Source organism: Rhodopseudomonas sp. BAL398 (assembly GCF_033001325.1).
Lineage (GTDB): Bacteria > Pseudomonadota > Alphaproteobacteria > Rhizobiales > Xanthobacteraceae > JARJEH01.
The window spans coordinates 5,539,992-5,561,493 of the sequence record NZ_CP133111.1 but is presented as its reverse complement, the minus strand read 5'-3'; the positions used below and the strand labels follow the sequence as shown (position 1 = coordinate 5,561,493).

Annotated in this window: 22 protein-coding genes; 11 read left to right on the top strand and 11 right to left on the bottom strand. The window is 64.8% G+C overall.

Features of this window, described 5'->3' with window-relative positions; genetic code table 11:
• Nucleotides 1–87: 87 nt before the first annotated feature.
• Complete coding sequence (gene dnaG / locus RBJ75_RS26185; protein WP_044415660.1) at nucleotides 88–2,127, bottom strand: DNA primase; 2,040 nt, start codon at nucleotides 2,125–2,127, stop codon at nucleotides 88–90.
• A 140-nt stretch (nucleotides 2,128–2,267) separates the two neighbouring features.
• Nucleotides 2,268–2,657, bottom strand: a complete 390-nt coding sequence (locus RBJ75_RS26180) for a hypothetical protein (RefSeq protein ID WP_234707497.1) — start codon at nucleotides 2,655–2,657, stop codon at nucleotides 2,268–2,270.
• Between the two features lie 116 nt (nucleotides 2,658–2,773).
• Here RBJ75_RS26180 and RBJ75_RS26175 point away from each other — a divergent pair, with 116 nt between their 5' ends.
• Nucleotides 2,774–3,022 carry a hypothetical protein gene (locus tag RBJ75_RS26175; protein ID WP_044415659.1) on the top strand — a complete coding sequence of 83 codons (249 nt, stop codon included), beginning with the start codon at nucleotides 2,774–2,776 and terminating at the stop codon, nucleotides 3,020–3,022.
• A gap of 309 nt (nucleotides 3,023–3,331) precedes the next feature.
• Here RBJ75_RS26175 and RBJ75_RS26170 read toward each other — a convergent pair whose 3' ends face one another.
• The gene (locus RBJ75_RS26170; RefSeq protein ID WP_044415511.1) at nucleotides 3,332–3,763 is read right to left on the bottom strand and encodes a gamma-glutamylcyclotransferase; all 432 of its coding nucleotides are present in this window, start codon (nucleotides 3,761–3,763) and stop codon (nucleotides 3,332–3,334) included.
• 38 nt (nucleotides 3,764–3,801) lie between these two features.
• Nucleotides 3,802–4,767 (bottom strand): transglutaminase N-terminal domain-containing protein, encoded by a 966-nt coding sequence (locus tag RBJ75_RS26165; RefSeq protein ID WP_044415509.1) that lies wholly within the window; start codon nucleotides 4,765–4,767, stop codon nucleotides 3,802–3,804.
• Between the two features lie 118 nt (nucleotides 4,768–4,885).
• On the opposite strand from RBJ75_RS26165, the gene RBJ75_RS26160 reads away from it, so the two are divergent.
• A complete protein-coding gene (locus RBJ75_RS26160; RefSeq protein WP_044415507.1) occupies nucleotides 4,886–5,689 on the top strand; it encodes an N-formylglutamate amidohydrolase in 804 nt (267 codons plus the stop codon).
• A gap of 9 nt (nucleotides 5,690–5,698) precedes the next feature.
• Here RBJ75_RS26160 and RBJ75_RS26155 read toward each other — a convergent pair whose 3' ends face one another.
• On the bottom strand, nucleotides 5,699–6,319 hold the full coding sequence (locus tag RBJ75_RS26155) for a LysE family translocator (protein WP_044415505.1): 621 nt from the start codon (nucleotides 6,317–6,319) through the stop codon (nucleotides 5,699–5,701).
• Nucleotides 6,320–6,814: 495 nt separating this feature from the next.
• On the bottom strand, nucleotides 6,815–7,663 hold the full coding sequence (locus RBJ75_RS26150; RefSeq protein ID WP_044412976.1) for a DUF2189 domain-containing protein: 849 nt from the start codon (nucleotides 7,661–7,663) through the stop codon (nucleotides 6,815–6,817).
• A 370-nt stretch (nucleotides 7,664–8,033) separates the two neighbouring features.
• Between RBJ75_RS26150 and RBJ75_RS26145 the strand changes: the two genes are divergently transcribed.
• Nucleotides 8,034–9,290, top strand: a complete 1,257-nt coding sequence (locus RBJ75_RS26145) for an HlyD family secretion protein (RefSeq protein ID WP_276156792.1) — start codon at nucleotides 8,034–8,036, stop codon at nucleotides 9,288–9,290.
• 10 nt (nucleotides 9,291–9,300) lie between these two features.
• Entirely contained in the window at nucleotides 9,301–10,875 is a 1,575-nt protein-coding gene (locus tag RBJ75_RS26140) for a DHA2 family efflux MFS transporter permease subunit (RefSeq protein ID WP_044412979.1), read from the top strand.
• Between the two features lie 172 nt (nucleotides 10,876–11,047).
• Here the strand turns inward: RBJ75_RS26140 and RBJ75_RS26135 are convergent, their stop codons facing one another.
• Nucleotides 11,048–11,503, bottom strand: coding sequence for a GatB/YqeY domain-containing protein (locus RBJ75_RS26135; protein ID WP_044412982.1), 456 nt, complete (start codon nucleotides 11,501–11,503; stop codon nucleotides 11,048–11,050).
• 201 nt (nucleotides 11,504–11,704) lie between these two features.
• On the bottom strand, nucleotides 11,705–12,406 hold the full coding sequence (locus RBJ75_RS26130) for an alpha/beta fold hydrolase (RefSeq protein ID WP_044412985.1): 702 nt from the start codon (nucleotides 12,404–12,406) through the stop codon (nucleotides 11,705–11,707).
• 148 nt (nucleotides 12,407–12,554) lie between these two features.
• Between RBJ75_RS26130 and carA the strand changes: the two genes are divergently transcribed.
• The 3 genes from carA to RBJ75_RS26115 all read left to right on the top strand — a co-directional run bounded on the left by carA (nucleotide 12,555) and on the right by RBJ75_RS26115 (nucleotide 15,274).
• Nucleotides 12,555–13,748, top strand: a complete 1,194-nt coding sequence (carA, locus tag RBJ75_RS26125) for a glutamine-hydrolyzing carbamoyl-phosphate synthase small subunit (RefSeq protein WP_276156793.1) — start codon at nucleotides 12,555–12,557, stop codon at nucleotides 13,746–13,748.
• A gap of 446 nt (nucleotides 13,749–14,194) precedes the next feature.
• Complete coding sequence (locus RBJ75_RS26120; protein ID WP_044407754.1) at nucleotides 14,195–14,701, top strand: PaaI family thioesterase; 507 nt, start codon at nucleotides 14,195–14,197, stop codon at nucleotides 14,699–14,701.
• Nucleotides 14,702–14,740: 39 nt separating this feature from the next.
• Nucleotides 14,741–15,274, top strand: coding sequence for a hypothetical protein (locus tag RBJ75_RS26115; protein WP_044407734.1), 534 nt, complete (start codon nucleotides 14,741–14,743; stop codon nucleotides 15,272–15,274).
• Nucleotides 15,275–15,500: 226 nt separating this feature from the next.
• Here RBJ75_RS26115 and RBJ75_RS26110 read toward each other — a convergent pair whose 3' ends face one another.
• On the bottom strand, nucleotides 15,501–16,025 hold the full coding sequence (locus RBJ75_RS26110) for a Dps family protein (protein WP_044407757.1): 525 nt from the start codon (nucleotides 16,023–16,025) through the stop codon (nucleotides 15,501–15,503).
• A 266-nt stretch (nucleotides 16,026–16,291) separates the two neighbouring features.
• On the opposite strand from RBJ75_RS26110, the gene RBJ75_RS26105 reads away from it, so the two are divergent.
• On the top strand, nucleotides 16,292–16,990 hold the full coding sequence (locus tag RBJ75_RS26105; protein ID WP_044407737.1) for a class I SAM-dependent methyltransferase: 699 nt from the start codon (nucleotides 16,292–16,294) through the stop codon (nucleotides 16,988–16,990).
• A gap of 54 nt (nucleotides 16,991–17,044) precedes the next feature.
• Here the strand turns inward: RBJ75_RS26105 and RBJ75_RS26100 are convergent, their stop codons facing one another.
• Nucleotides 17,045–17,824 (bottom strand): GntR family transcriptional regulator, encoded by a 780-nt coding sequence (locus tag RBJ75_RS26100; protein WP_044407740.1) that lies wholly within the window; start codon nucleotides 17,822–17,824, stop codon nucleotides 17,045–17,047.
• Nucleotides 17,825–17,834: 10 nt separating this feature from the next.
• A complete protein-coding gene (locus RBJ75_RS26095) occupies nucleotides 17,835–18,896 on the bottom strand; it encodes a carbon-nitrogen hydrolase family protein (protein WP_044407743.1) in 1,062 nt (353 codons plus the stop codon).
• 176 nt (nucleotides 18,897–19,072) lie between these two features.
• On the opposite strand from RBJ75_RS26095, the gene RBJ75_RS26090 reads away from it, so the two are divergent.
• The 3 genes from RBJ75_RS26090 to RBJ75_RS26080 are packed head-to-tail and all read left to right on the top strand — an operon-like array spanning nucleotide 19,073 to nucleotide 21,494.
• Nucleotides 19,073–19,969: an ABC transporter ATP-binding protein gene (locus tag RBJ75_RS26090; protein ID WP_234707344.1), complete on the top strand. Its 897-nt coding sequence runs from the start codon at nucleotides 19,073–19,075 to the stop codon at nucleotides 19,967–19,969.
• Nucleotides 19,970–19,974: 5 nt separating this feature from the next.
• Complete coding sequence (locus tag RBJ75_RS26085; RefSeq protein ID WP_044407760.1) at nucleotides 19,975–20,742, top strand: ABC transporter permease; 768 nt, start codon at nucleotides 19,975–19,977, stop codon at nucleotides 20,740–20,742.
• The gene (locus RBJ75_RS26080) at nucleotides 20,739–21,494 is read left to right on the top strand and encodes an ABC transporter permease (RefSeq protein ID WP_044407748.1); all 756 of its coding nucleotides are present in this window, start codon (nucleotides 20,739–20,741) and stop codon (nucleotides 21,492–21,494) included. The genes RBJ75_RS26085 and RBJ75_RS26080 overlap by 4 nt, the downstream gene beginning before the upstream one ends.
• Nucleotides 21,495–21,502: the final 8 nt, after the last annotated feature.

Below are 21,502 nucleotides of genomic sequence, written 5' to 3'. Positions count from 1 at the left end.
CTCCAGATTAACCCTATTTCTGCAGCCAAATCCGGGGTTTGGCGAGTCATTTAACCGCTCCCGGCGATCCCGTCCGCAGCTTTCGACTCACATGCTGCGCTGGAACCGGCCGGATGATTCGCCAAATCCCTCGATCAGCGCCTCGGTTCCGTCCACTTCGGACAGCCGCGCCTTGACGTCGAGCAACCAAGCATTGTTGGCCTCGCTGCCGTCCTCGCCCAAAGCCAACTCGGCATCCTTCAATTCTCTAAGTAAGGAGTGGGATTGTCGATGCAAGGCAACAAGTTGATGCCAGGTCGAAAGAACATCCTCGCGCGCCGCGTTGGGCTGCGCGCCCCACACCGCATGGGTCGTGATCGCCTGCTCAACCCGTTGCAATTGCTCGGATAAACCCGCCTTGACGAGATCGGAGCGGATTTTTTCGGCGAAATCGGCGGCGGCCTCGCCGTGATGGTGGTCATTGGCGAAGGCGGCGATGATCCCGGCGCGCAGCCGGTGCGCCTCCGGATGCGCCAGTTCCAGCGCGGCAATTTCCTCGAGATGGTCGTGCAGCAGCCAGGGATGGTTGAGCAGCGTCTGCAGGATCAGCGCCTCGCGGCGCGACATCGCGCTGCGCTGGCCGCGCATGATCGGGCTATTGGCGAGGAACGGGCTGGCGACCTGGTAGGGCGCGCGGTTGATGGTCTGGCTGCCGGCCGCGCCCTGGCCGCGCCGCGGCTCGATTCGGCCCGCCGCGCCGGGCGTAAAGGTGGTGCGCGGCTGAAACCGGCGCCCCGAATCACCGCCGAATCCGCCGCCGAACCCGCTTTGCCCGCGGAAACCGCCGCCAAAGCCGCCGCGACCGCCATAGCCGCCCGGCGGCGCGAAGGCCAGCCGCAGCCGCTCGGTCAGATCCTGGCGATAATACCGTCGGACCACCTCGTCCTGGATGCCCGCCGCCAGCGCATTGATCCGCGCCTCCAGCGCCGCGCGCCGCTCCGGGGTGGCGAATACGCCGCCCTCGATCTCGCGGGTCCACAATAGATCGGCCAGGCCACGCGCCGCGCCGATCACCTCCTCGACCGCCAGCCGGCCGCCGGAGCGCGCCAGATCGTCGGGGTCCTGGCCCTCGGGCAATAGCGCGAAACGCAGGCTCTTGCCGGGCTTGAGATGCGGCAGCGCCAGATCGGCGGCGCGAAACGCCGCCTTCTGCCCGGCCTTGTCGCCGTCGAAGCACAGGATCGGCTCGTCGGCCATCTTCCACAGCAGCGCCAGCTGGTTTTCGGTCAGCGCGGTGCCGAGCGGCGCCACCGTGGCGGCAAAGCCGACGCCGACCATGGCGATGACGTCGACATAGCCCTCGACCACGATCAGCGGCGCGCCGTCATGGGCAGCCTTCCGCGCCGCCTGCAGATTGTAGAGATTGTCGCCCTTGTGAAACAGCGGGGTCTCGGGCGAGTTCAGATACTTCGCCGCGACGTCCTTTTCCAGCGCGCGACCGCCAAAGGCGATGACGCGGCCGCGGATGTCGGTGATCGGAAACATCACCCGGTCGCGGAATTTGTCGAACGGCACCGGGATGTCGTCGCCGGCCACCAGCAGCCCGGCCTCGACCATGTCCTCGACCGGAATCCCGGCCTTGCCGAGATGCTCCTTGAGCGCGAAGCGCTCGGCGCCCGCATAGCCGACGCGGAATTTCAGCTGCGCCGCCTGGGTCATCGCGCGGTCGGCGAGATAGCCGCGCGCCCGCGCGCCAGCCCGCGACGCCAGATTGTCGGCGAAATAGCTCGCCGCCAGTTCCATCACGTCATACAGCGTCTTGCGGTGCTGCTCGTGCCGCGCGGCATCGGGCGAAGCCACCGGCAGCGCCAGGCCAGCCATCGCGGCCAGCCTCTCCACCGCTTCGGGAAAGCCGACGCCCTCGGTCAGCATCACGAAGTCGAAAATGCTGCCGTTCTTGCCGGAGGAGAAGTCGAACCAGGCCTGCTTTTCGTCATTGACGAAGAAGGACGGCGATTTTTCCTGCTGGAACGGCGACAGCCCCTTCCACTCCCGCCCCGCCTTCTTCAGTTTGACGCGGCGGCCGACCACGTCCGAGACCGGAAGCCGGGCGCGGATTTCGTCGAGAAATTGCGGCGTGAAGCGCATGGCGCGAGTTTACTTCGATTCGTGAGGGAGCGCGGCAGACCGCCAACCGACCATGGATATAGGGTTGCGGCCGGGAAATACGATGGCGAGGCCGGTTATGCCGGTTATCCACAGGGGGCAGCGCGTCTTGATTCGTTTGCTCAACGACCTTCTGGCGCCGATGGCCCACGCGACAGCCTCGGCCTGATCACTATCCCCGCCTTGCCGCTGTCGTCAAAGGCGCGCTCGGCCGGCGCCGGGTCGCAATCCTCCATGCCGTATTCATCGAAGATATGCTCGACCACAGCATAGGGCGGACCGTTGTACCAGGCAGGGTCATGATCGAGATCGAGCCGGATGGCCGCGATGACGCGCGAGCCGACATCTGTGCACCGCCAGCGGCCGCTTGCGGTCATGAACTCCATTCCGATTCTGAACTCCGAATGATCCATCGTTGCCTCCAACGAGAGTGAGCTTTCGACGAAGGAATGTAGCACAACCTGCGCTTGTTTGATCTGGCGCATTGCGGTGCAGCAAAACTGGTTCTCCATTGCGGCACAACTTCAATGTCGAACGATGTCGAGGGAGATTCGGACCATCCAGGCAGGGCTCGCTTTGCGGCCGTTCCCACGGGACTAGGCCGCGCCAGACTCACAGGAGCGGGACCATGGCAATCTGCAATCAATGCCACACGCTGATGACGCCGCTGGGCGCCGAGGCCTTTGATGGCGTCTATGAAATTCATTCCTGGCTGTGTACGGCCTGCGGCCACGAGCTCGATATCGCGATGGCCTGCGTCGAGACCTATGATTTTCCAAGCTTCTGCCTGACCGAGCCGGACGATCCGGACTGGCTGGCGCTGCTGCCGCTGGCCTTGAACGCCCAGCTCGAGTCGCGGGCAATGCAGGCGCACTGAGCGATCCGCCGGCGCGGCGATCGAGCGCCCTGCCCCGGACGCCGTGTCGGCATGGCGAGGAGCGCTTGCGACGAAGCAATCCAGTCTGTGCCTGGCGCCCCTGGATTGCTTCGCGGTCGGACGGCGCGATGCGCCGTCCTCGGCTCGCAATGACGGATGATACCAAAGGCGTTTGGCTTCGACTCATCCACGCGTCATGGCCGGGCTTGTCCCGGCCATCCACGTCTATGATCCAGCACGACTTCCAGGCTTGGATGCCAAGCACAAGGCCGGGCATGACAAGCGACAGGCCGTGCCCTTTGGGATGAGCTATGATTGCTCCAGCTCGAAGCGGCCGGAGGCGATCAGCGGCAGATGGGCGACTGGCCAATTGTAGAGGTAGGTCCAGGCCTCGGTCGACGCCACGGCGAGCGCCTCGCCTGCCCGCTCGCCGCCGTCGCCCAGCGTGACCGGACAGACCTCGCGGCGATATTCGGCGGGCGCGGGATCGTTGGGGCCGCAGCCTTCATAGTCGTCGAGCTGCGCCAGCAATGCGTGCGGCTGATGCAGCCGGAACAACTCGCCCCACACCAGATCGGCACCATTCGCCGATGTCACCAGTCCCGGATAGTGCCGCGCCAGATAGAGCCGGCCGCGCGCGCAGGCGGTGCCGAGATAGTCCGCATGACCCGACAACAGCCGGGCCATCGGATGGTCGAAGCCGCGCATCAAGGTGCCATAGACGAACAGACGATCCAGCATCGTGCCCCGCTGAAGGATGGATTGGGGGCTGTCCTATACTAGGCGAATTCGGCCTTGTCATTGCGCGGGACCGTCGCCGTGTCGCTCGCCGCCATATCGCTCGACGTCATGGCGTGGCGTAGCGCATTGCCGTCGTCGGCCACCGACAGCACCTTGATATTGACCTCCATGCCGATGAAATCATCGGCCTCGCCGAGATAGGAGCCGTGCAGCGGGATCGCCTGCCGCGGATCGCGCGCCACCGCGACGCGCACCAGATCGCGGCTGCCGATAATGCCGTTGGTGGGATCGAATTCGATCCAGCCGGCGGCGGGCAGATAGACCTGGACCCAGGCGTGGGTCGAGCCGCCGCCGACATGGCCGCGGTCGCCATGCACGAACAGATAGCCGGAGACGAAGCGCGCCGCGATGCCGAGCCGGCGCAGCGCCTCGATCATCAGCAGCGCGAAGTCGCGGCAGGTGCCGGTCCCGGTCTGCAGCGTGTCGAGCGGGTGCTGGGTGCCGTGGGCGTGACGCTTGCGATAGGTGAAGGCGGCGCGGATGCCGTGGGTCATGCCGCTGAGAATATTGAAGGTCGGGGTCGGGCCTTCGGCGTCGAGGAAATTCCGCGCCCAGGCCGACAATTCGCCGTCGGGATCGCCATATTGCGGCCGGATGAACTCGACCAGATCGGGGAACTCGTCGTCTTCATAGAGAAACGGATAGAAATAGGCGCGATCCTGCGCGGTCAGGGCGAAATCCTCGGTCGGATTGTGCTCCACCGTCGCGGTCGAGCGGAAGCTCAGCGTGGTGGCACGCTCGTCGAAAGTGGCGATCGCGACGCTGTTGCCGAACACGTCATGGATCCAGCGCAGCGACATCGGCTCCGGGGAAATATCCAGCTGGCCGGCCAGCATCCGCAGATCATGGCCGTCGCGCGGCCGCAGCATGATGCGATGCTCACCGAACGCGACCGGGCGGGCATAGCGATATTCGGTGTTGTGATGGATCGTCAGCAACGGCATTTGCAGGGCATTCAGGCTGCGTATTCAGGACGAATACTATTCGTGACGTGACTTTAGGCACTGGTCTCTATACCGATGCCGGCTCGAACGGATGCGATTTCGACAGGCACGGGCACAGATGAGCGGCGCACGCGACCCACAACGACGTCTTGGAACGCTGGATGTTCCGGTGATCGAGAAAAACCCCGGCGGGGCCTCGCCGTTCCTGCTGACCTGCGACCATTATGGGCGGGTGATTCCGCCGGAACTGGACGATCTCGGCCTGCCGGAAAGCGAGCTTGCGCGCCATATTGCCTGGGATATCGGGATCGCCGGCGTCGCCGAGCGGCTGTCGGAGCTGCTGGGCGCCCATCTGATCGCGCAGCGTTATTCGCGGCTGGTGATCGATTGCAACCGGCCGCCCGAAGCGGCGAGTTCAATTCCGGTGATCAGCGAAGCGACCAGCGTTCCGGGCAATCAGGGCCTGACGCCGGCGGCGGCCGAGCAGCGGCGCCGGCTGATTTTCGATCCCTACCACCAGCGCATCGCGCAGGCGATCGACGCCCGGCTCAAAGCGGGGCAGCCGACCCTGCTGGTGGCGCTGCACAGCTTCACCCCGGTCTATGCCGGCATCGCGCGGCCCTGGCATATCGGCACGCTGTATCATCGCGACACCGTGCTGCCGCCGCTGCTGCTGGCGGCGCTGCGCGCCGAGGCCGACCTGGTGGTCGGCGACAACGAGCCCTATGCGGTCGACGACGCCACCGACTACACCATTCCGGTGCATGGCGAACAACGCGGCCTGCCCAATAGCGGCCTGGAGATCAGGCAGGATCTGATCACGGAGCAAGCCGGCCAGATCGAATGGGCCCAGCGTCTGGCGCGGGCGCTGCGCGGCATCGCGGCGACGCTGTCAGGAGATGACTGCGCCGCCTCGCATTGAGGCGCGCGCTCAGCGCGCCCGCGACAGCGCCAGCCAGAGGCCGCCGCCGATCATGAAGCCGCCGGAGATCCGCGACAGCAGCCTGGTGCGTCGCGCCGAAAAGAAGGTGCGCGCCCGGCCGGCCAGCACCGCATAGGCCGCATCGGTGACGCCAGTGATCGCCATGAAAATCGCGCCAAGCAGCGCGACTTGCGGAAGATGCGGCCGGTTCATGTCGACGAATTGCGGAATGAAGGCGCCGAAGAACACCAGCACCTTGGGATTGCTGAGCAGCACCACCAGGCCCTGCAGGAAAAACCCGCCGCGCGGCGGCGGCGGCGGCGCGCCGGCATCGGCCAGCGCATGGACCGGCGCCCGGATCAGCGCGATGCCGAGCCAGACCAGATAGGCGGCGCCGAGAAAGCGCACCCAGTCGAACCAATAGCCCATCGTCGCCATCAGCGTGGTCAGCCCGACAGCGACCAACGCGATTACCACGCCGAGCCCGAGCTGGGCGCCGGCGATATTGGTCAATGCCGCTCTTGTGCCGTGCCGCAACCCGTTGGCGATCACCAGCGTCACCACGGGGCCAGGCAACAGCGCCAGCGCGACGCAGGCGGCGACATAAGTGAGATAGAGCTGGAGCGACATGTTGAGACTCGCGGCTGATCGGGACCGCGTCGATAAAGCACGATCGCTGCAGCAACGGAAGCCCGACGTCGCGCACCCAAGGCCGTCATTGTGCGTTGGGCAATGGCACTGCCGAGCCTCATGGTGAGGAGCGCGCCGCTTGGCGCGCGTCTCGAACCATGAGGCGCGGCACAGCCTCATCCTTCGAGACGCGGCCAAGTGGCCGCTCCTCAGGATGAGGCTTCGCGATGCGGCCAAGCGGCCGCTCCTCACAGCCTGACCGAAAAAGTGATGAACAAACGAGGCCTTCAACGCCGTCATTGCGAGGAGCTGTTGCGACGAAGCAATCCAGTCTGTGCTTGATGCCCCTGGATTGCTTCGCCGTCGGACGGCGCGATGCGCCGTCCTCGGCTCGCAATGACGAAATCCTTCTTCTTCAGTCAGACTCGCAGAACGAGCCTTCGAGACGCCGCCAAGCCGCTTTTCCGGTTCGGTTCCCGGCTTGGGCTATCGACCTCAATTGCGCGATGCCGCGCGCGGCATCGTCGCCACATTGTCGTTGCCGGTTTCGGGGAGCGTCTCCGGCATCTCGGCCGCAACGGGCACCACGAGCTTGCGGTAGAGATGCCAGGTGGCGTGGCCGAGAATCGGCAGCGTCACCACCAGCCCGAGGAAATAGGGCAGCGCCGAGATCGCCAACAGCAGCACGATGGTCGCGGCCCAGCCGATCATCGGCAGCGGGCTCATCACCACCGCGCGGACGCTGGTCACCATCGCGGTGACGAAGTCGACGTCGCGATCGAGCAGCAGCGGGAACGAGACCACGGTCAGCGAGAACAGCACCAACGCCAGCGCCGCGCCGACACAATTGCCGACCGCGAGGAACACCAGCCCCTCATTGGTGGTCAGCACCACCGAGATGAACTGCTGCAGGCTGGTGAAGGAGGCGCTGATGCCGAGGAACAGCGCGATCAGCAGCCGGACCTGATACATCCAGATCACGAACAGAAACAGCGTCACGAACGCCATCCAGCCGAGTTCGCCGCGGCTGCGCATCAACCCGATCAAATGCGGGATCGACGGCCTTTTGCCCTGCTCGCGCTGGCGGCTGACTTCATAAAGCCCGAGTGCCACGAACGGCCCGAGCAGCGCGAAGCCGGCGCCGAGAGGATAGGCCAGATACACCATATGCAAGGCGGTCAGACAGGCCAGGATCAGCATCCCGCCGGCGGCGTAGATCGCGCCGAACGCCAGCCCGTAGAGGGGCGCGGCCTGGAAATCACGCAGGCCCTGACCCAACGCATCCGCGATGTCGGCGATCGTGATCTGCCGCACGACGGGATCAACCTTACCGGAGATCGACATGGTCGCTCCTCCCCTGTTGGTGGTTGTTCATTATTAGTTGCGGCTATTAAGAACCGCGTCGCGGCGGACGTCAATCGGATTGCGCGCGCAAGCGCCGCGCCAGCCGGCTAACTACGCGGGCTCACATTGCGCTGCAGCATGGCGTTGAGCCGCAGCCCGCGCTGATGCTGATCTGCAAACCGGGGCCGCGGCTCCGCAGCGCACCACGTCGCAAGCGCGGCGCGCTTCACTGCATCCGCACACATATTGCTGGCAGCCACACCCAGCCATGCAGCACGGCTGAAGCTGCACTGCACAACGCGGCGGAACCAGCGACCAACCCGATTGTTTTCGTTTCTTGGAATTCGGTTCCAGATCGATGGTGAGGCACATGAGCACGGCTGACGTGACGTCAAGCATGGCTGAAAAGGCTGACGGCGGCCACGACAGCTCTTTCGCGCGCAATCCGCAGCGGATCGACGGGGTCAAATCGGAACCGAGATCGGAGTCGGAATCCACCTCGAAGTCAGAGGCCACAGTGGAGGCGCGGTCGAAGCCGGCGCCCCCGGAACAGCGCCAAGACGCTCCGAGCGAGCCGCCGCAAACCCCGACCAAGGGCGGGCTCAGGGCCACCATTGGCCGGCACCCGACGGCGACGATCGTCCTCGCGGTCCTGCTCGTCGCCGGCATCGCGGCGGGGATCGCCTGGTATCTGCACGCGCGGCACTACGAGAGCAGTGACGACGCCTTCATCGATTCGCGCCCGGTGCTGATCAGCCCGCAGGTCTCCGGCGCGATCGTCGGGGTCAATGTCACCGACAATCAGGTGGTGAAGACCGGCGACCTGCTCGCCAAGATCGATCCGCGTGACTACCAGGCCGCGGTCGATCAGGCGGCGGCGCAGATCCGCCAGGCGCAGGCGTCGATCGACGACACCGAGGCGCAGATTCAGGCGCAGAAAGCGCAGATCGATCAGGCCACCAAGCAGGTGCAGGAGGCGCAGGCGGCGCTCGACTTCGCCCGCGACGAGAACCAGCGCTATCAGCAGCTGGTGAAGAACGGTGCCGGCACGGTGCAGCGCGCGCAGCAGGCCGAATCCGACTTCACCAGCAAGCAGGCGGCGCTCGATGCCGCGATGGCCGCCAAAGTCGCGGCGACCCGGCAGGTCGACGTGCTGCGCGCCAAGCGAGAACAGGCGCAGGCGCAACTCAAGGCCGCGCAGGCGCAGAAGGAACAGGCGGACGCCAATCTGCAGCGCACCGAATTGCGCGCGCCGACCGACGGCCGCATCGCCAAACTGACCGGCGCCGTCGGCGCGCTGGCGGCGCCCGGCCAAGCCATCATGGTGCTGGTGCCGCTCGAGGTCTGGGTGACGGCGAATTTCAAGGAGACCCAGCTCGAATTGATGAAAGTGGGCCAGCCCGTCGATATTCACATCGACGCCTATGACCGTTCTTTTCCGGGCCACGTCAACAGCATCCAGGCCGGCAGCGGCACCGCCTTCAGCCTGCTGCCCGCCGAGAATGCCACCGGCAATTACGTCAAGGTGGTGCAGCGCGTGCCGGTGAAGATCACCTTCGACCAGCGCCCCGACGTGGCACTCGGCCCCGGCATGTCGGTGGTGCCCACCGTCACCGTGCGGCCGTGAGCGCGCCGCGATGGCAAGCGAGCAAGGAGAATACGGCACCAATCCCTGGCTGATCGCGGTGCTGGTCTCGGTCGCGACCTTCATGGAGGTGCTCGACACCACCATCGCCAATGTGGCGCTGCGCTACATCTCCGGCGGCCTCGCGGTGTCGAGCGACGAGGCCTCATGGGTGGTCACCACCTATCTGGTGGCGAATTCGATCGTGCTGTGCGCCTCGGGCTGGATCGCCGAAATGTTCGGCCGCAAGAACTTCTTCCTGGCCTGCATCACGCTGTTCACCGTCAGCTCGCTGTTATGCGGCATGGCCTGGGACCTGCAGTCGCTGCTGGTGTTCCGCATCCTGCAGGGCCTGGCTGGCGGCGGCATGACGCCGGTGGCGCAATCGATCCTGGCGGCGGCATTTCCGCCGGCCAAGCGCGGTCAGGGTTTTGCGCTCTACGGCATCGCCGTGGTGGTGGCGCCGGTGGTCGGGCCGACGCTGGGCGGCTGGCTCAGTGACAATCTGTCGTGGCACTGGTGCTTCCTGATCAATGTGCCGGTCGGCGTGATGTCGCTGATCCTGATCTATCTGATCATTCCGGCTTCCGAACAGCAGAAGAAAGCCCGCGCCGAATTGTGGGCCAAGGGGCCGAATTTCGACTTCATCGGCTTCATCCTGGTCGCGGTGTTTCTCGGCGCGCTGGAAGTGGTGCTCGATCGCGGCCAGATCGACGGCTGGTTCGACTCGAGTTTCATCGTCACCTTCTCGGCGCTGTCGCTGACCGGGCTGGTGCTGTTCGTGCCCTGGGAGCTGCACCGCGACAAGCCGCTGATCGACATCCGGATGCTGGCGGGGCGGCAGTTCGGCACCTGCTTTGCGATCATGCTGGCGACCGGCGCTTTGCTGATCGCCACCACCCAGATCCTGCCGCAACTGTTACAGGAGCGCTACGGCTACACCGCGACGCTGGCCGGGCTGGTGATTTCGCCGGGCGGCCTCGTCACCATGGTGATGATGGTGGTCGTCGGCCGGCTCAGCGCGATCCAGCCGCGCTGGCTGATCGCGGCCGGCGCCTGCATCTGCGTCGGCGCGATGGCCGATCTGCTGCGGCTGTCGCCGAACGCCGATTATTGGTACTTCGCGATGTCGCGGATCTATCTCGGCCTCGGCCTGCCGCTGATCTTCATCCCGATCACCACCGCGTCCTATGACGGCATTCCGGCGAACAAGACCGACCAGGCCTCGGCGATGATCAATCTGGCGCGCAATTTCGGCGGCTCGATCGGGGTCTCAATCAGCCAGACCGTGCTGGCGCAGCGCGAACAGTTTCACCACAGCCGGCTGGCCGAGCACATCGGCGCCTGGAATCCGTTCTTCCACGACACGCTCAACGGCATCCAGAACTATCTGAAGAGCCAGAACGCCACCGGCGATAATGCCGGCGCAGCAATGGCGGTGATCGGCCGCATCGTCGAGAACCAGTCGGCGCTGCTGGCCTATATCGACGTCTTCGTGGCGCTGGCCTGCATCGCCCTGCTGATGGTGCCGCTGGCGCTGTCGCTGCGCACCGTCGACCGCAGCGCCAAGCCGGCGATGGGGCATTGAGCACGTGCCCCGGACGCGGTGCAACGCGCCGCGCTTGCGGCGTGGTGCGCCGCAGAGCCGGGGCCCCGGTTGGCGCTGGAAGCGGGGTCCCGGTTCTGCGGAGCAGCGCAATGCGCTGCACCGCGCCCGGGACGCGGTGCCCTCTGCAATGATGCAATGACGGCTTGAGCGCTCAGGCGGTCAGCGCGGCCTTCACCAGGCCGCTGGCCGTGCCGAAATCCATCTGGCCGGCATATTTCGCCTTCAGCGCGCCGATCACCTTGCCCATGTCCTTGATGCCGGCGGCGCCGGTGTCAGCGATGGTTACGGCAATCGCGGCCTTGACCTCGTCCTCGGACATCTGCTGCGGCAGATAGGCGGAGATGATGGCGATCTCGGCACGTTCCTGGTCGGCCAGTTCGGCGCGGCCGCCCTTGTCGTAGAGCTCGACCGATTCCTGGCGCTGCTTGATCATCTTCTGCAGCACGCTCAGGATCTCGCCATCGGTCAAGGGCGGCTTGCCCTGGCCGCGCACCTCGATGTCGGCATTCTTGATGGTCGAATTCACCATCCGCAGGGTCGACAGCTTGCGCTCGTCCTTGGCCCGCATCGCGTCCTTGACCGCGTTGTTGATATTTTCGCGCAGCATCTCAATCTCCTCGGTTCGACGGACGGTCGATCGCAGGCTTGCCCCGTCATTGCGAGGAGCTGTTGCGACGAAGCAATCCAGTTCGGATGTGCGGCCCTGGATTGCTTCGCTCAGCGGCTGGCGCTTCGCGCCATCCGCTGGCTCGCAATGACGTCTAAATCGTCGGGGCTTGATTTAGGCGCTCTGGACCTCGGAAACAACTCAGTTGGTCAGCCAGTCCAGCAGCGCCTCGGTCACCGCCGCCGGCCGCTCGATCTGCGACAGGTGCCCGCATTCCGGCACGATCACCAATTTGGCGCCGGAAATCCCTTCGGCGATCTCGACCGACAGCGCGTTGGACAGGGTGTTGTCCTGATCGCCGCTCAGCACCAGGGTCGGGCAACGGATCTGAGCCAGCGTGGGCCGCGAATCCGGCCGCCCCATGATGGCGACGAGTTGCCGGGCGAAGGCCTCGGGGCCGACATCGTCGGCCATCGCATAGATGACACGGCGCAGCTCGGCGTCGTCGACGCGCGACGGATGCACGAAGCCGGCGACCATGCTGGCGATCCCGTCGCTGTAGCCGCCGCCCTGGATGCGGGCGATCATGGCGCCGCGGCGCTCCTTGGCGGCGTCGTCATCGGGACGCGCCTGGGTGTTGAGCAGCGCCAGCCGCGCCACCCGCTCCGGCGCCTGCCGCATGATCTCGAAGGCGATATAGCCGCCCATCGAATGGCCGGCGAGCGCGAAACGCGGCGGCGCCTCGGCCAGGATCCGCGCCGCGATGGCCGCGATACTGTCGTCGCGGATGTGATTGGCAACGCTCACCGGGCCGTGGCGCCATAGCGCCGGCAGCAACGGGGCATAGATCCGCGGCGAGCCGCCCAGGCCCGGAACCAGCAGAATCGGCAGTGAATCGGTCATGAATCCTCCCAACCCGGCGGCGAATTCGCCGTCCGGCGCGGCGCCGACCCTAATTGCCTGGCCTATCCTGTCAAATTTCGACAAACCCCGGTGAATCGCCGGCTTCCGGCTTTGACGGCGCCCGATGCGACGACTATGTAATGCGCTCATGACGAACTCAGAAACCAATCCCGCCTGGCCGGACCACAAGCCGACCGCGCTGCTCGTGCTTGCCGATGGCACCGTATTCGAAGGCTTCGGCCTCGGCGCGGAAGGCTACGCGGTCGGCGAAGTCTGTTTCAACACCGCGATGACCGGTTATGAGGAAATCCTCACCGACCCGTCCTATGCCGGGCAGTTGATCACCTTCACCTTCCCGCATATCGGCAATGTCGGCACCAATGACGACGACATCGAAACGGTGAACATGGCGGCGACGCCGGGCGCCCGCGGCGTGATTCTGCGCGCCGCGATCACCGACCCGTCGAATTACCGCTCGTCGCGCCATCTCGACGCCTGGCTGCGCGCCCGCGGCATCATCGGCCTGTCCGGCATCGACACCCGCGCGCTGACCGCGCTGATCCGCGGCAAGGGCATGCCCAATGCGGTGATCGCCCATGCCGCCGACGGCAAGTTCGATCTGCACGCGCTGAATGAAGAAGCCCGCGAATGGCCCGGCCTCGAAGGCATGGACCTGGTGCCGCTGGTGACCTCCGGCCAGCGCTTTGGCTGGGACGAAACGCCGTGGATCTGGAACGAAGGCTTCGGCCGCCAGGATCAGCCGGAATTCAACGTCGTGGCGATCGATTACGGCATCAAGCGCAACATCCTGCGGCTGCTGGCCGGCGAAGGCTGCAAGGTCACCGTGGTGCCGGCGACGACGTCGGCCGAAGACATCATGGCGCTGAAGCCGGACGGCGTATTCCTGTCGAACGGCCCCGGCGATCCTGCGGCGACCGGCAAATATGCGGTGCCGGTGATCCAGCAGGTGATCGCCTCCGGCGTGCCGACCTTCGGGATCTGTCTCGGCCACCAGATGCTCGGCCTCGCGCTCGGCGGCAAGACCGTGAAGATGCATCAGGGCCATCACGGCGCCAACCATCCGGTCAAGGACATCACCACCGGCAAGGTCGAGATCACCTCGATGAATCACGGTTTTGCGGTCGACAAGACCACCCTGCCCGCCAATGTCACCCAGACCCATGTCTCGCTGTTCGACGACAGCAATTGCGGCATCGCGCTGGCCGACAAGCCGGTGTTCTCGGTGCAGTATCACCCGGAAGCCTCGCCAGGCCCGCGCGACTCGCATTATCTGTTCCGGCGCTTCGCCGAATTAATGCGGGCCAACAAGAGCGCGGCATAGGCCGTCGCTGCACGGCGTCTCAATCCAATCCGGCGCTGTCATTCCGGGGCGCGAGCAGCGATAGCTGGGCGCGAACCAGGAATCTCGCGGCCGGTCATCACCCATCTTCCTGCAGCAGGATTCCGGGTTCGCTCGCCTGACGGCTCGCGCCCCGGAATGACGTTCGGTTGGCGAACAGGCTGCGTCGGATCACGCCGCGCCAACGGCAGCGCGCGCCCCTCCCCCTTGCGGGGAGGGGTTGGGGGTGGGGGTCTGCGGCGCAGTGCATCACGTTCAACTCCCCGCACGCCAGCATCGTCCATAACAGACGCGCCAGTTTCCGCGGCACCCCCACCCCCGCCCCCTCCCCGCAAGGGGGAGGGGAGAACAGCGGCGAATTTTTGCGCTGGCGTGACGCCGGGTTTTTCGTATGATGCCCGTCATCTTAACGACCGGAGCATATGCCGATGGATGACCGCCCCCGCCCCACCGTCAGCTATGGCGTCACCCCCACCCAAATCATGGCGTCGATGCCGGGGCTCGATTTCGTGCGCGCCATTTTCGAGGGCCGATTGCCGGCGCCGCCGATCATGCAGACGATCGAGCCGTTCGACAGCAGCGCCGAGTCCGGCGTGGTGGTGATGCATTCGGTGCCGGGGATGCGGCACTACAATCCGATCGGCTCGGTCCATGGCGGCTATGCGGCGACCCTGCTGGATTCGGCGATGGGCCTGGCGGTGCATTCGATGCTGGCGCCGGGCCAAGGCTACACCACGCTGGAATTCAAGGTCAGCTTCATCAGGGGCATGAGCGCCGACAGCGGCGCGGTGCGCACCGAGGGCCGAACCCTCAATGTTGGCCGCCGCGCCGCCACCGCCGAGGCCCGCATCACCGACGCCAAGGGCCGGCTGCTGGCGCATGCCACCACCACATGTCTGGTGTTCGAGATTCCGGGAACATCATCGCCAACTTGACGTTGAATCCAGCAACATATTGACAAAGCTGGAGTTCCCATGTCGCTGACGCGCGACCAGATCAAGCCGCTGACCTTCGTCTTCGAGGATGATGGTCTGGTTCCCAACAACCCGCTGCCGCTGATCATCTATAAGCGCGCGGTCGATGTCGGGCGCGGCCATCCCGAACAGGCCATCGAGAGCATCTTCAATCGCAATGGCTGGGCCGCGCTGTGGCGCAACGGCATCTTCGATTATCTGCATTACCACGCCACGGTGCACGAAGCCCTTGGCGTCGCGCGCGGCCGCGCTTTGGTGCTGTTCGGCGGCGAGCGCGGCGAGGCAATCGAGCTCAACCCCGGAGATGTCGCGATCTTGCCGGCCGGCACCGGGCACAAATCACTGTTCTCGAGCCATGATTTTTCCGTGGTCGGCGCCTATCCGCCCGGCAATACGATGCAGGTGACGCGGCCGACGCCGGACAATTACCGCATGGCGCTGAAAACGATCCCGCAGGTGGCACTGCCGCAGACTGACCCGGTGTTCGGCCAGGACGGCGAGCTGCTCCGGCTGTGGGACAAGTGCCCAGCGTGATCTCCTACGCGCCCGCCCCGTCGATAAGGATCGACAACTCCCGGGCGCGGCCCCAGCACAGGCTCCGCGATGCTCCGCTGAACCCCGGCTGTCTAGAGTCGAGAGTCGTTTAGATTCGTCGGGTGACCAGATGAACCGGGGACCCGGATCTGCGCAGCGGCATTGCATGCCGCAGCGCGTCCGGGGCACCAGGCTTGACTATCCAGGCTTGGCTAGCCCGACTTGGCTAGCCGACATTGTCGCCTTCCTGGCGGCTGGCTTCGAACAGGAACCAGGTGCGGCGTTCGGTTTCGTCGATGTAGTTTTCCAGCAGCCCGGCGGTCGCGGCGTCTTCGCAATCGTCGACGATCTTGTGCGCCTTGCGCATCGCCGCCGCCATCTTCTTGTTGTCTTCCATCAGCTCGCGCAGCATCTCGCGCGGCGGCACGAAGGCCTCGTCATTGTCCTTGATGGTCTGCAGCTTGGCGATCTGGCCGATCGAACGCAGCGTGGTGCCGCCGACCTTGCGCACCCGCTCCGCCAGCGCGTCGGTGGTGGCGAAGATCTGATCGGACTGTTCGTCGAGCATCAGATGGTAATCGCGGAAATGACGGCCGCTGATATGCCAATGGAAATTCTTGGTCTTGAGATAAAGCGCAAAAGCATCGGCAAGCAGCACGTTCAGCGTCGACGAAATCTTGTCGGTGGCCTGCTGCGGCAGATCGGAGGGGGTATCCAGTTTGGGATCGACGGAGGTTTTGGGCACGATAATTTCCTTTACAGTATTGGACACAGGAGCGGTTTCGGATGCGGAGTGCCGAGCGGCACATCCGGTATCGGGTGACGTCCGACGTTGCGGCGCGACAGCACCGCGCGCGATAATGTTTCCCAATCGTCCGAAACCCTCTAGACGTTGCACCAACGCGAAAAACTCAGCCCAGTTCCAAATCCGGAACAGGATTCCCTTCAATATCAGCCCAAAAAATCGGCACGCCGTCAGATGCTGACGCCGCGCCACATCAGCCACCGAGGCCACCGATGGACGACTGGATCGATTATTACGATTCCGCGCATACGATTTACGTCAGCAAATTGCACCGCGACGTGCATTTTCAGGAAATCGCCCGGGACATCATCGGCTACATCGCCTCGCCCGACGCCACCGTGCTGGACTATGCCTGCGGCGAGGCGCTGTCGGCGGCGCAGGTCGCAGCCGCCTGTGGCAAGCTGATCCTGGCGGAGCCCGCCCCCGGCGTGCGCGGCCGGCTGATCTCCCGCTTCGCGCCGATCACCAAGATCCGGGTGCGCTCGCTCGACGAGCTGAGGCAGATGGAGGAAAGCTCCGTCGATCTGGCGGTGATGAATTCGGTGGCGCAATATATGACGCCGGCCGAGCTCGACACCGCCTTCGCGGTGATCCGCAGATTGCTGAAGCCCGGCGGCAGGCTGGTGCTCGGCGACATCCTGCGGCCCGATATCGGCATGGCCGGCGACGTCACCGCGCTGCTGCGCTTTGCCCGCACCCACGGCTTTCTCAAGGACGCGCTATGGGGGCTGGCGCGCACCGCGCTATCGGATTACCGGCAATTGCGCTCCCGGATCGGGCTGCAGACCTATGACGAGGCCGCGATCATCGCCAAGCTGAAAGCCGCCGGCTTCAGCGCGACGCGCGCGCCGCAGAATATCGGACACAATCAGGCGCGAATGACCTTCGTGGCGCGAGTGATGCCGGGCTAGCGCGCCTGGCCGGCCACGCGAAGCGTTCGTCGCGGCAGCTGGCCTCCGACGCCGTCAATTGCGGCGGACCATTGCATCGGCTTCGAGCGGATTGAGTTCGCGCAGCGCCTGGGGAATCGAAATTCGGCTGCCAGGCAGGTCCGTCGACCGGACGTTTTCTCGCTCCCGCCATTTGTCGATCAACGGCTTGGTGGTTCGATAAATATGCTCCCGGCCGATCGCTTCGGCACGACCGACCTGGCGGCGCCTGATCACCTCGAACATCTCGACGTGGTCGTCATAGGCCTTGGTCACAATCTCGAGCGTGAACCAGTAATGACGGACCTCGAGGATGAAGGGAACCGGGGATTTTTCCAGCGCCGCGACCAGCCGCTGATTGCCGGAGGCCCGCGCGATCGCCTTGTGAAAATCCCCATTGAGATCGACCCATTGATCGCAGATCTGGCGCGACCAAACCCCTGAGTCGACCAGATCCTTGGTGTCGCGCAGATTGGCTTCAAGGTCGCGCTGCATGTCGGGCGACAAGCCGAACTCCGCCGCCTGGCGGTTGGCAAGGCCCTCCAGCACGGCGCGAACTTCGAATACATTCTCCAGGTCGCGCGTGGTGTAGACTCTTGTCGTGTAGCCGCTGTTGGGCGTGTAGTTGATCAGATCCTCGGACGCCAGCGCCGTCAGCGCGGCCCGCACCGGGGTGCGAGAGACCCCGAAACAATCCGCCAGCTCGATTTCATTGAGGCGACTGCCGGGCGGCAGCCGCCCGGCCAGCACCAGTTCGCGCAGCGAACGCAGAACTGCCTGCCCCCGGGTCGTCACAGCTTTGTTGACCTTGGTCATGACCGCGGCGCTAGCCCACCGACTGAAGTTCGTCGTAACTGAGCGACTGCGGCGCGCACGCCGGCCCGAGTTGCGACACCGCCGGAGCGGGCCGGCTGTTCATATTAAGGCTCAGCACGTGGGGGACGGCGTAGTGTCCGCCCGGATCGCACATGTACTTCGCATAGATTACCATCTCGAGCGGAATGTCGGCGTAAACGATGCCTTCCTGACCAAATGGAAGGTTTTTGCCGATCGAGGTGCCGTCCGGCGCGATGATCCGCGAGCCGCCGCCGCCGACCCGATAGGTGCCGGGCTCGCTGAACTCCGCCAGCGCGTCGACCGCATCCTGCAACATGACCTGCGAGCACATCAGCACAAAGGTTTGCGTCGCCATCGCGTAGTTGCGGCTAATGATCTCCAGCGGGTTGATCGGGTTGTCTTCCAGATTGGTCGGGCCGTTGACCTTCTCGCGGACATCCCACATCGCCTCGAACGGCCCGCCTCGGGTGAAGGCTCCGACCGGCCAGGAGGCGACGTGGACCTGTTCGTTCTTGAAGCTCATGGCGGCGGAGGCGAGCGGGACGAGATGCTCCCAGCACAGCAGGCCGCCGAGATTGCCGATCGGCGATGCGATCACTGGCATCATGCTGCCGTCGCCCTCGCCCCAGATGTATCGCTCTGGTCCGGTCGGCTTCAGCTTGCGATGCTTGGCAACAAGGTCGCCGGCGGGATCGAACCATAATTGAGACAGATAAAGCGAGCCCCGCTCGCGCTCCGTCACGCTGACGCAGGCGTAGATCTGGGCATCCCGCGCCGCACTGCTGAGCCGGGCGACCGCCTTGCTGGGAATCTCGACGGCGTTTTCATACAATTGCCCGTACAGCTTCGCGCCGAACCCCATCGGCCCGGTCTTGAAGATCCAGAATGGAAATCCCGGAATGAAGGATTCGGGAAATCCGATCAGCCGGGCGCCGTTGGCGCCGGCCTCGCGGATCAGTCCACAGGCCTTTTCCACGGTGGCGTCGAGGTCGAGAAACACTGGGCCGGCCTGCACCGCCGCGGCCTTGAAGATGGGATATTTCGTCGACATCAAGCTCTCCTTTTCGCAGAATTGTATCCATCAAGCCATCTGCTTCGCAAGCGGCGGCTGCGCCAACAGCTATCGATAGCCGCCGGCGCCAACATTTCCTGAACACGCAATACACGCAAATCGCCGGAACAACCTGCTATTTCTTTGATCGATCTGCACGCACGATTGCACAAAATTTGGCACCCGCGCGGATCGCATCCACATCTATAACGGGATTGAATTGGATACAATTAAGCGGGGGACCGTTGAGACAGCAAATAGCAGCGGGGGTTGAGCGTGAGCGCGCCAACCCAGACCGCGGGTCCGAGCAGCACGGCGACGTGCTGCGCTTCTGGCAGGTGAATGTCGAACTCCAAGGGCAGATGATCCTAGAGAACATCGACTTCGGCATGCGCCGGGGCGAGGTGATCTGCGTGGTGGGCCCCTCCGGCAGCGGCAAGACCACGATGCTACGCACCATCGGCGGCCTGATCGCCCCGACCGCCGGGCGTCTGCTGTTCAGAGGGGAGGACGTTCGCAAGCCGCGGCAGGACATCGCCATCGTGTTCCAAGACTACGGTCGGGCGCTGCTGCCATGGCGCAATGCGGCCCGGAACATCGAGCTTGCGATGGAAGCCCGAAAGCTTCCGCGCAAGCAGCGACCGAGCGAGATCGCCCGGCTGTTGCAGATGATGGGATTGGGCGCGCATGGCGAAAAATATCCCTCGCAAATGTCCGGCGGGATGCAGCAGCGGCTGCAGATCGCCCGATGCCTGGCGCAGGCGCCGTCGGTGATGCTGATGGACGAGCCGTTTGGCGCGCTCGATGCGATGACGCGACAGACCTTGCAGGACGAAGTGCTGCGGCTGGTGGCCACAACCGGCATGACGGTGTTCTTCGTCACCCACGATCTCGAAGAAGCCATCTATCTGGCCGATCGGGTGATCGCCCTTCAGGCCAATCCGGGGCGGATCGCAAAAGTCTTCGACGTCGATTTGCCGGCCGAGCGCAATCAAATCTCCACGCGGGAGCATCCGACATTCTTGAGATTGCGGCGTGAGCTGTTCGAATACGTGAAGCAGGCCGAGCAATGACGCCGATGGCGCTGCTCCAGCGGTCGCGCGGGCTGGTGATTCCGGTCGGCCTCGTGGTCCTCACCGAAGCCTGGGGACGCAGCATCAGTCTCGACAGTCTGACGCTGGCGATCCCGTCGAATATCGTGCTGACCTTCGGCAAGGCCGTCGTCGACGGCTCGATCGCCACCGCGACCGCGCAGACGCTGGTCGCGGTTGTGATCGGAGTCACCGTCGGGACCGCGATCGGCCTGGTGCTCGGCATAGCCCTCGGCCTGGTTCGCCAATTGGACCGGCTGTTCGCGCTGACGATCGAACTGATCCGGCCGATCCCGACGGTGGCGTTGATCCCGCTGGTGATCCTGATCGCGGGCCTGGGTTACGGCACCGAAATCACCATCGTCGCGTTCGGCACGCTTTGGCCGATCTTCATCATGTCGAGGGCGGCGATTCGCAGCGTCGAGCCGCGGCTGTTCGAGGTCGCCGACGCGCTTGGCCTGTCATGGTGGCAGCGGGTGCAGACCATCGTGCTGCCGTCGATCGCGCCGCGGGTGTTCCTGGCGTTCCGACTTGCAGTCGGCTTCGCATTGATCATCGCGGTGACGGTGGAAATCACCACCAATCCGCTCGGCCTCGGCAACGCCATGGTGATTGCGCAAAATGCGCTCGACCCGGCGCTAGCCTTGGCGCTGCTGATCTGGATCGGCTTCATCGGCTGGGCGCTGAGCCGGATTCTGTCGCGCCTCGAACATCTGGTGTTCCCGGCATCGGCCATCACGGGGCCGCGCCAATGACCCGTATCGCCTGGTGGCTGGCAAGTGCCGTGTTTCTCGCCGCGATCATCCTAGTCTGGCACATGTTGGCCGAAGCCAAGCTGATATCGCCTGTCTTCCTGCCCACCCCGCAACGGGTGTGGAATGCGCTGGTGCGAGCGTTTCAGAACGGAACGCTGATACCCTACTCGATCCAGACCATCGAGCATTTGTTTTGGGGATGGTTCGTCGCATCCTGCCTGGCGATCCTGCTGGGGGCGATCATCGGCAGCTCGCCGGCCTTGCGGGCCTATCTGCAGCCTTCGCTGGAATTCATGCGGCCGCTGCCGGCCTCCGCGACCATTCCGGTGTTCACGATCGCGATCGGGCTCAACGAAAGCATGGCGCTCACCGTGATCGCATTCGGCGCCATATGGCCGACGCTGCTGTCGACGGTGCACGGCTTCGAGAATGTCGACGAGCGGCTCTACGAGGTCTCGGCGGCGCTCGGTCTATCGAAGTTCGAGACGATCTGGAAAATCGCCTTGCCCAGCGCGATGCCGGACATTCTGGCGGGCATGCGGATCAGTATCACGGTCGCGCTGATCCTCACCATTGTCTGCGAAATGATGGCCGGCGTCGGCGGGCTCGGGCAGTGGATCTTGAACGCCGGGCGCACCTTCCGCTCGGACAATCTCTTTGCCGGCATCCTTGTGCTGAGCGTGCTCGGGCTCGTCAGCACAAACATGATTTCGGCATTGGAGCGCTCTCTGCTCAGATGGAAACAACCGTAATGCGCAAA

Excerpts from the sequence above, each read along its gene's own strand:
- dnaG (WP_044415660.1), bottom strand. The coding sequence starts at position 2,127 with ATGCGCTTCACGCCGCAATTTCTCGACGAAATCCGCGCCCGGCTTCCG.
- RBJ75_RS26180 (WP_234707497.1), bottom strand. The coding sequence starts at position 2,657 with ATGGAGAACCAGTTTTGCTGCACCGCAATGCGCCAGATCAAACAAGCG.
- RBJ75_RS26175 (WP_044415659.1), top strand. The coding sequence starts at position 2,774 with ATGGCAATCTGCAATCAATGCCACACGCTGATGACGCCGCTGGGCGCC.
- RBJ75_RS26170 (WP_044415511.1), bottom strand. The coding sequence starts at position 3,763 with ATGCTGGATCGTCTGTTCGTCTATGGCACCTTGATGCGCGGCTTCGAC.
- RBJ75_RS26165 (WP_044415509.1), bottom strand. The coding sequence starts at position 4,767 with ATGCCGTTGCTGACGATCCATCACAACACCGAATATCGCTATGCCCGC.
- RBJ75_RS26160 (WP_044415507.1), top strand. The coding sequence starts at position 4,886 with ATGAGCGGCGCACGCGACCCACAACGACGTCTTGGAACGCTGGATGTT.
- RBJ75_RS26155 (WP_044415505.1), bottom strand. The coding sequence starts at position 6,319 with ATGTCGCTCCAGCTCTATCTCACTTATGTCGCCGCCTGCGTCGCGCTG.
- RBJ75_RS26150 (WP_044412976.1), bottom strand. The coding sequence starts at position 7,663 with ATGTCGATCTCCGGTAAGGTTGATCCCGTCGTGCGGCAGATCACGATC.
- RBJ75_RS26145 (WP_276156792.1), top strand. The coding sequence starts at position 8,034 with ATGAGCACGGCTGACGTGACGTCAAGCATGGCTGAAAAGGCTGACGGC.
- RBJ75_RS26140 (WP_044412979.1), top strand. The coding sequence starts at position 9,301 with ATGGCAAGCGAGCAAGGAGAATACGGCACCAATCCCTGGCTGATCGCG.
- RBJ75_RS26135 (WP_044412982.1), bottom strand. The coding sequence starts at position 11,503 with ATGCTGCGCGAAAATATCAACAACGCGGTCAAGGACGCGATGCGGGCC.
- RBJ75_RS26130 (WP_044412985.1), bottom strand. The coding sequence starts at position 12,406 with ATGACCGATTCACTGCCGATTCTGCTGGTTCCGGGCCTGGGCGGCTCG.
- carA (WP_276156793.1), top strand. The coding sequence starts at position 12,555 with ATGACGAACTCAGAAACCAATCCCGCCTGGCCGGACCACAAGCCGACC.
- RBJ75_RS26120 (WP_044407754.1), top strand. The coding sequence starts at position 14,195 with ATGGATGACCGCCCCCGCCCCACCGTCAGCTATGGCGTCACCCCCACC.
- RBJ75_RS26115 (WP_044407734.1), top strand. The coding sequence starts at position 14,741 with ATGTCGCTGACGCGCGACCAGATCAAGCCGCTGACCTTCGTCTTCGAG.
- RBJ75_RS26105 (WP_044407737.1), top strand. The coding sequence starts at position 16,292 with ATGGACGACTGGATCGATTATTACGATTCCGCGCATACGATTTACGTC.
- RBJ75_RS26100 (WP_044407740.1), bottom strand. The coding sequence starts at position 17,824 with ATGACCAAGGTCAACAAAGCTGTGACGACCCGGGGGCAGGCAGTTCTG.
- RBJ75_RS26095 (WP_044407743.1), bottom strand. The coding sequence starts at position 18,896 with ATGTCGACGAAATATCCCATCTTCAAGGCCGCGGCGGTGCAGGCCGGC.
- RBJ75_RS26085 (WP_044407760.1), top strand. The coding sequence starts at position 19,975 with ATGGCGCTGCTCCAGCGGTCGCGCGGGCTGGTGATTCCGGTCGGCCTC.
- RBJ75_RS26080 (WP_044407748.1), top strand. The coding sequence starts at position 20,739 with ATGACCCGTATCGCCTGGTGGCTGGCAAGTGCCGTGTTTCTCGCCGCG.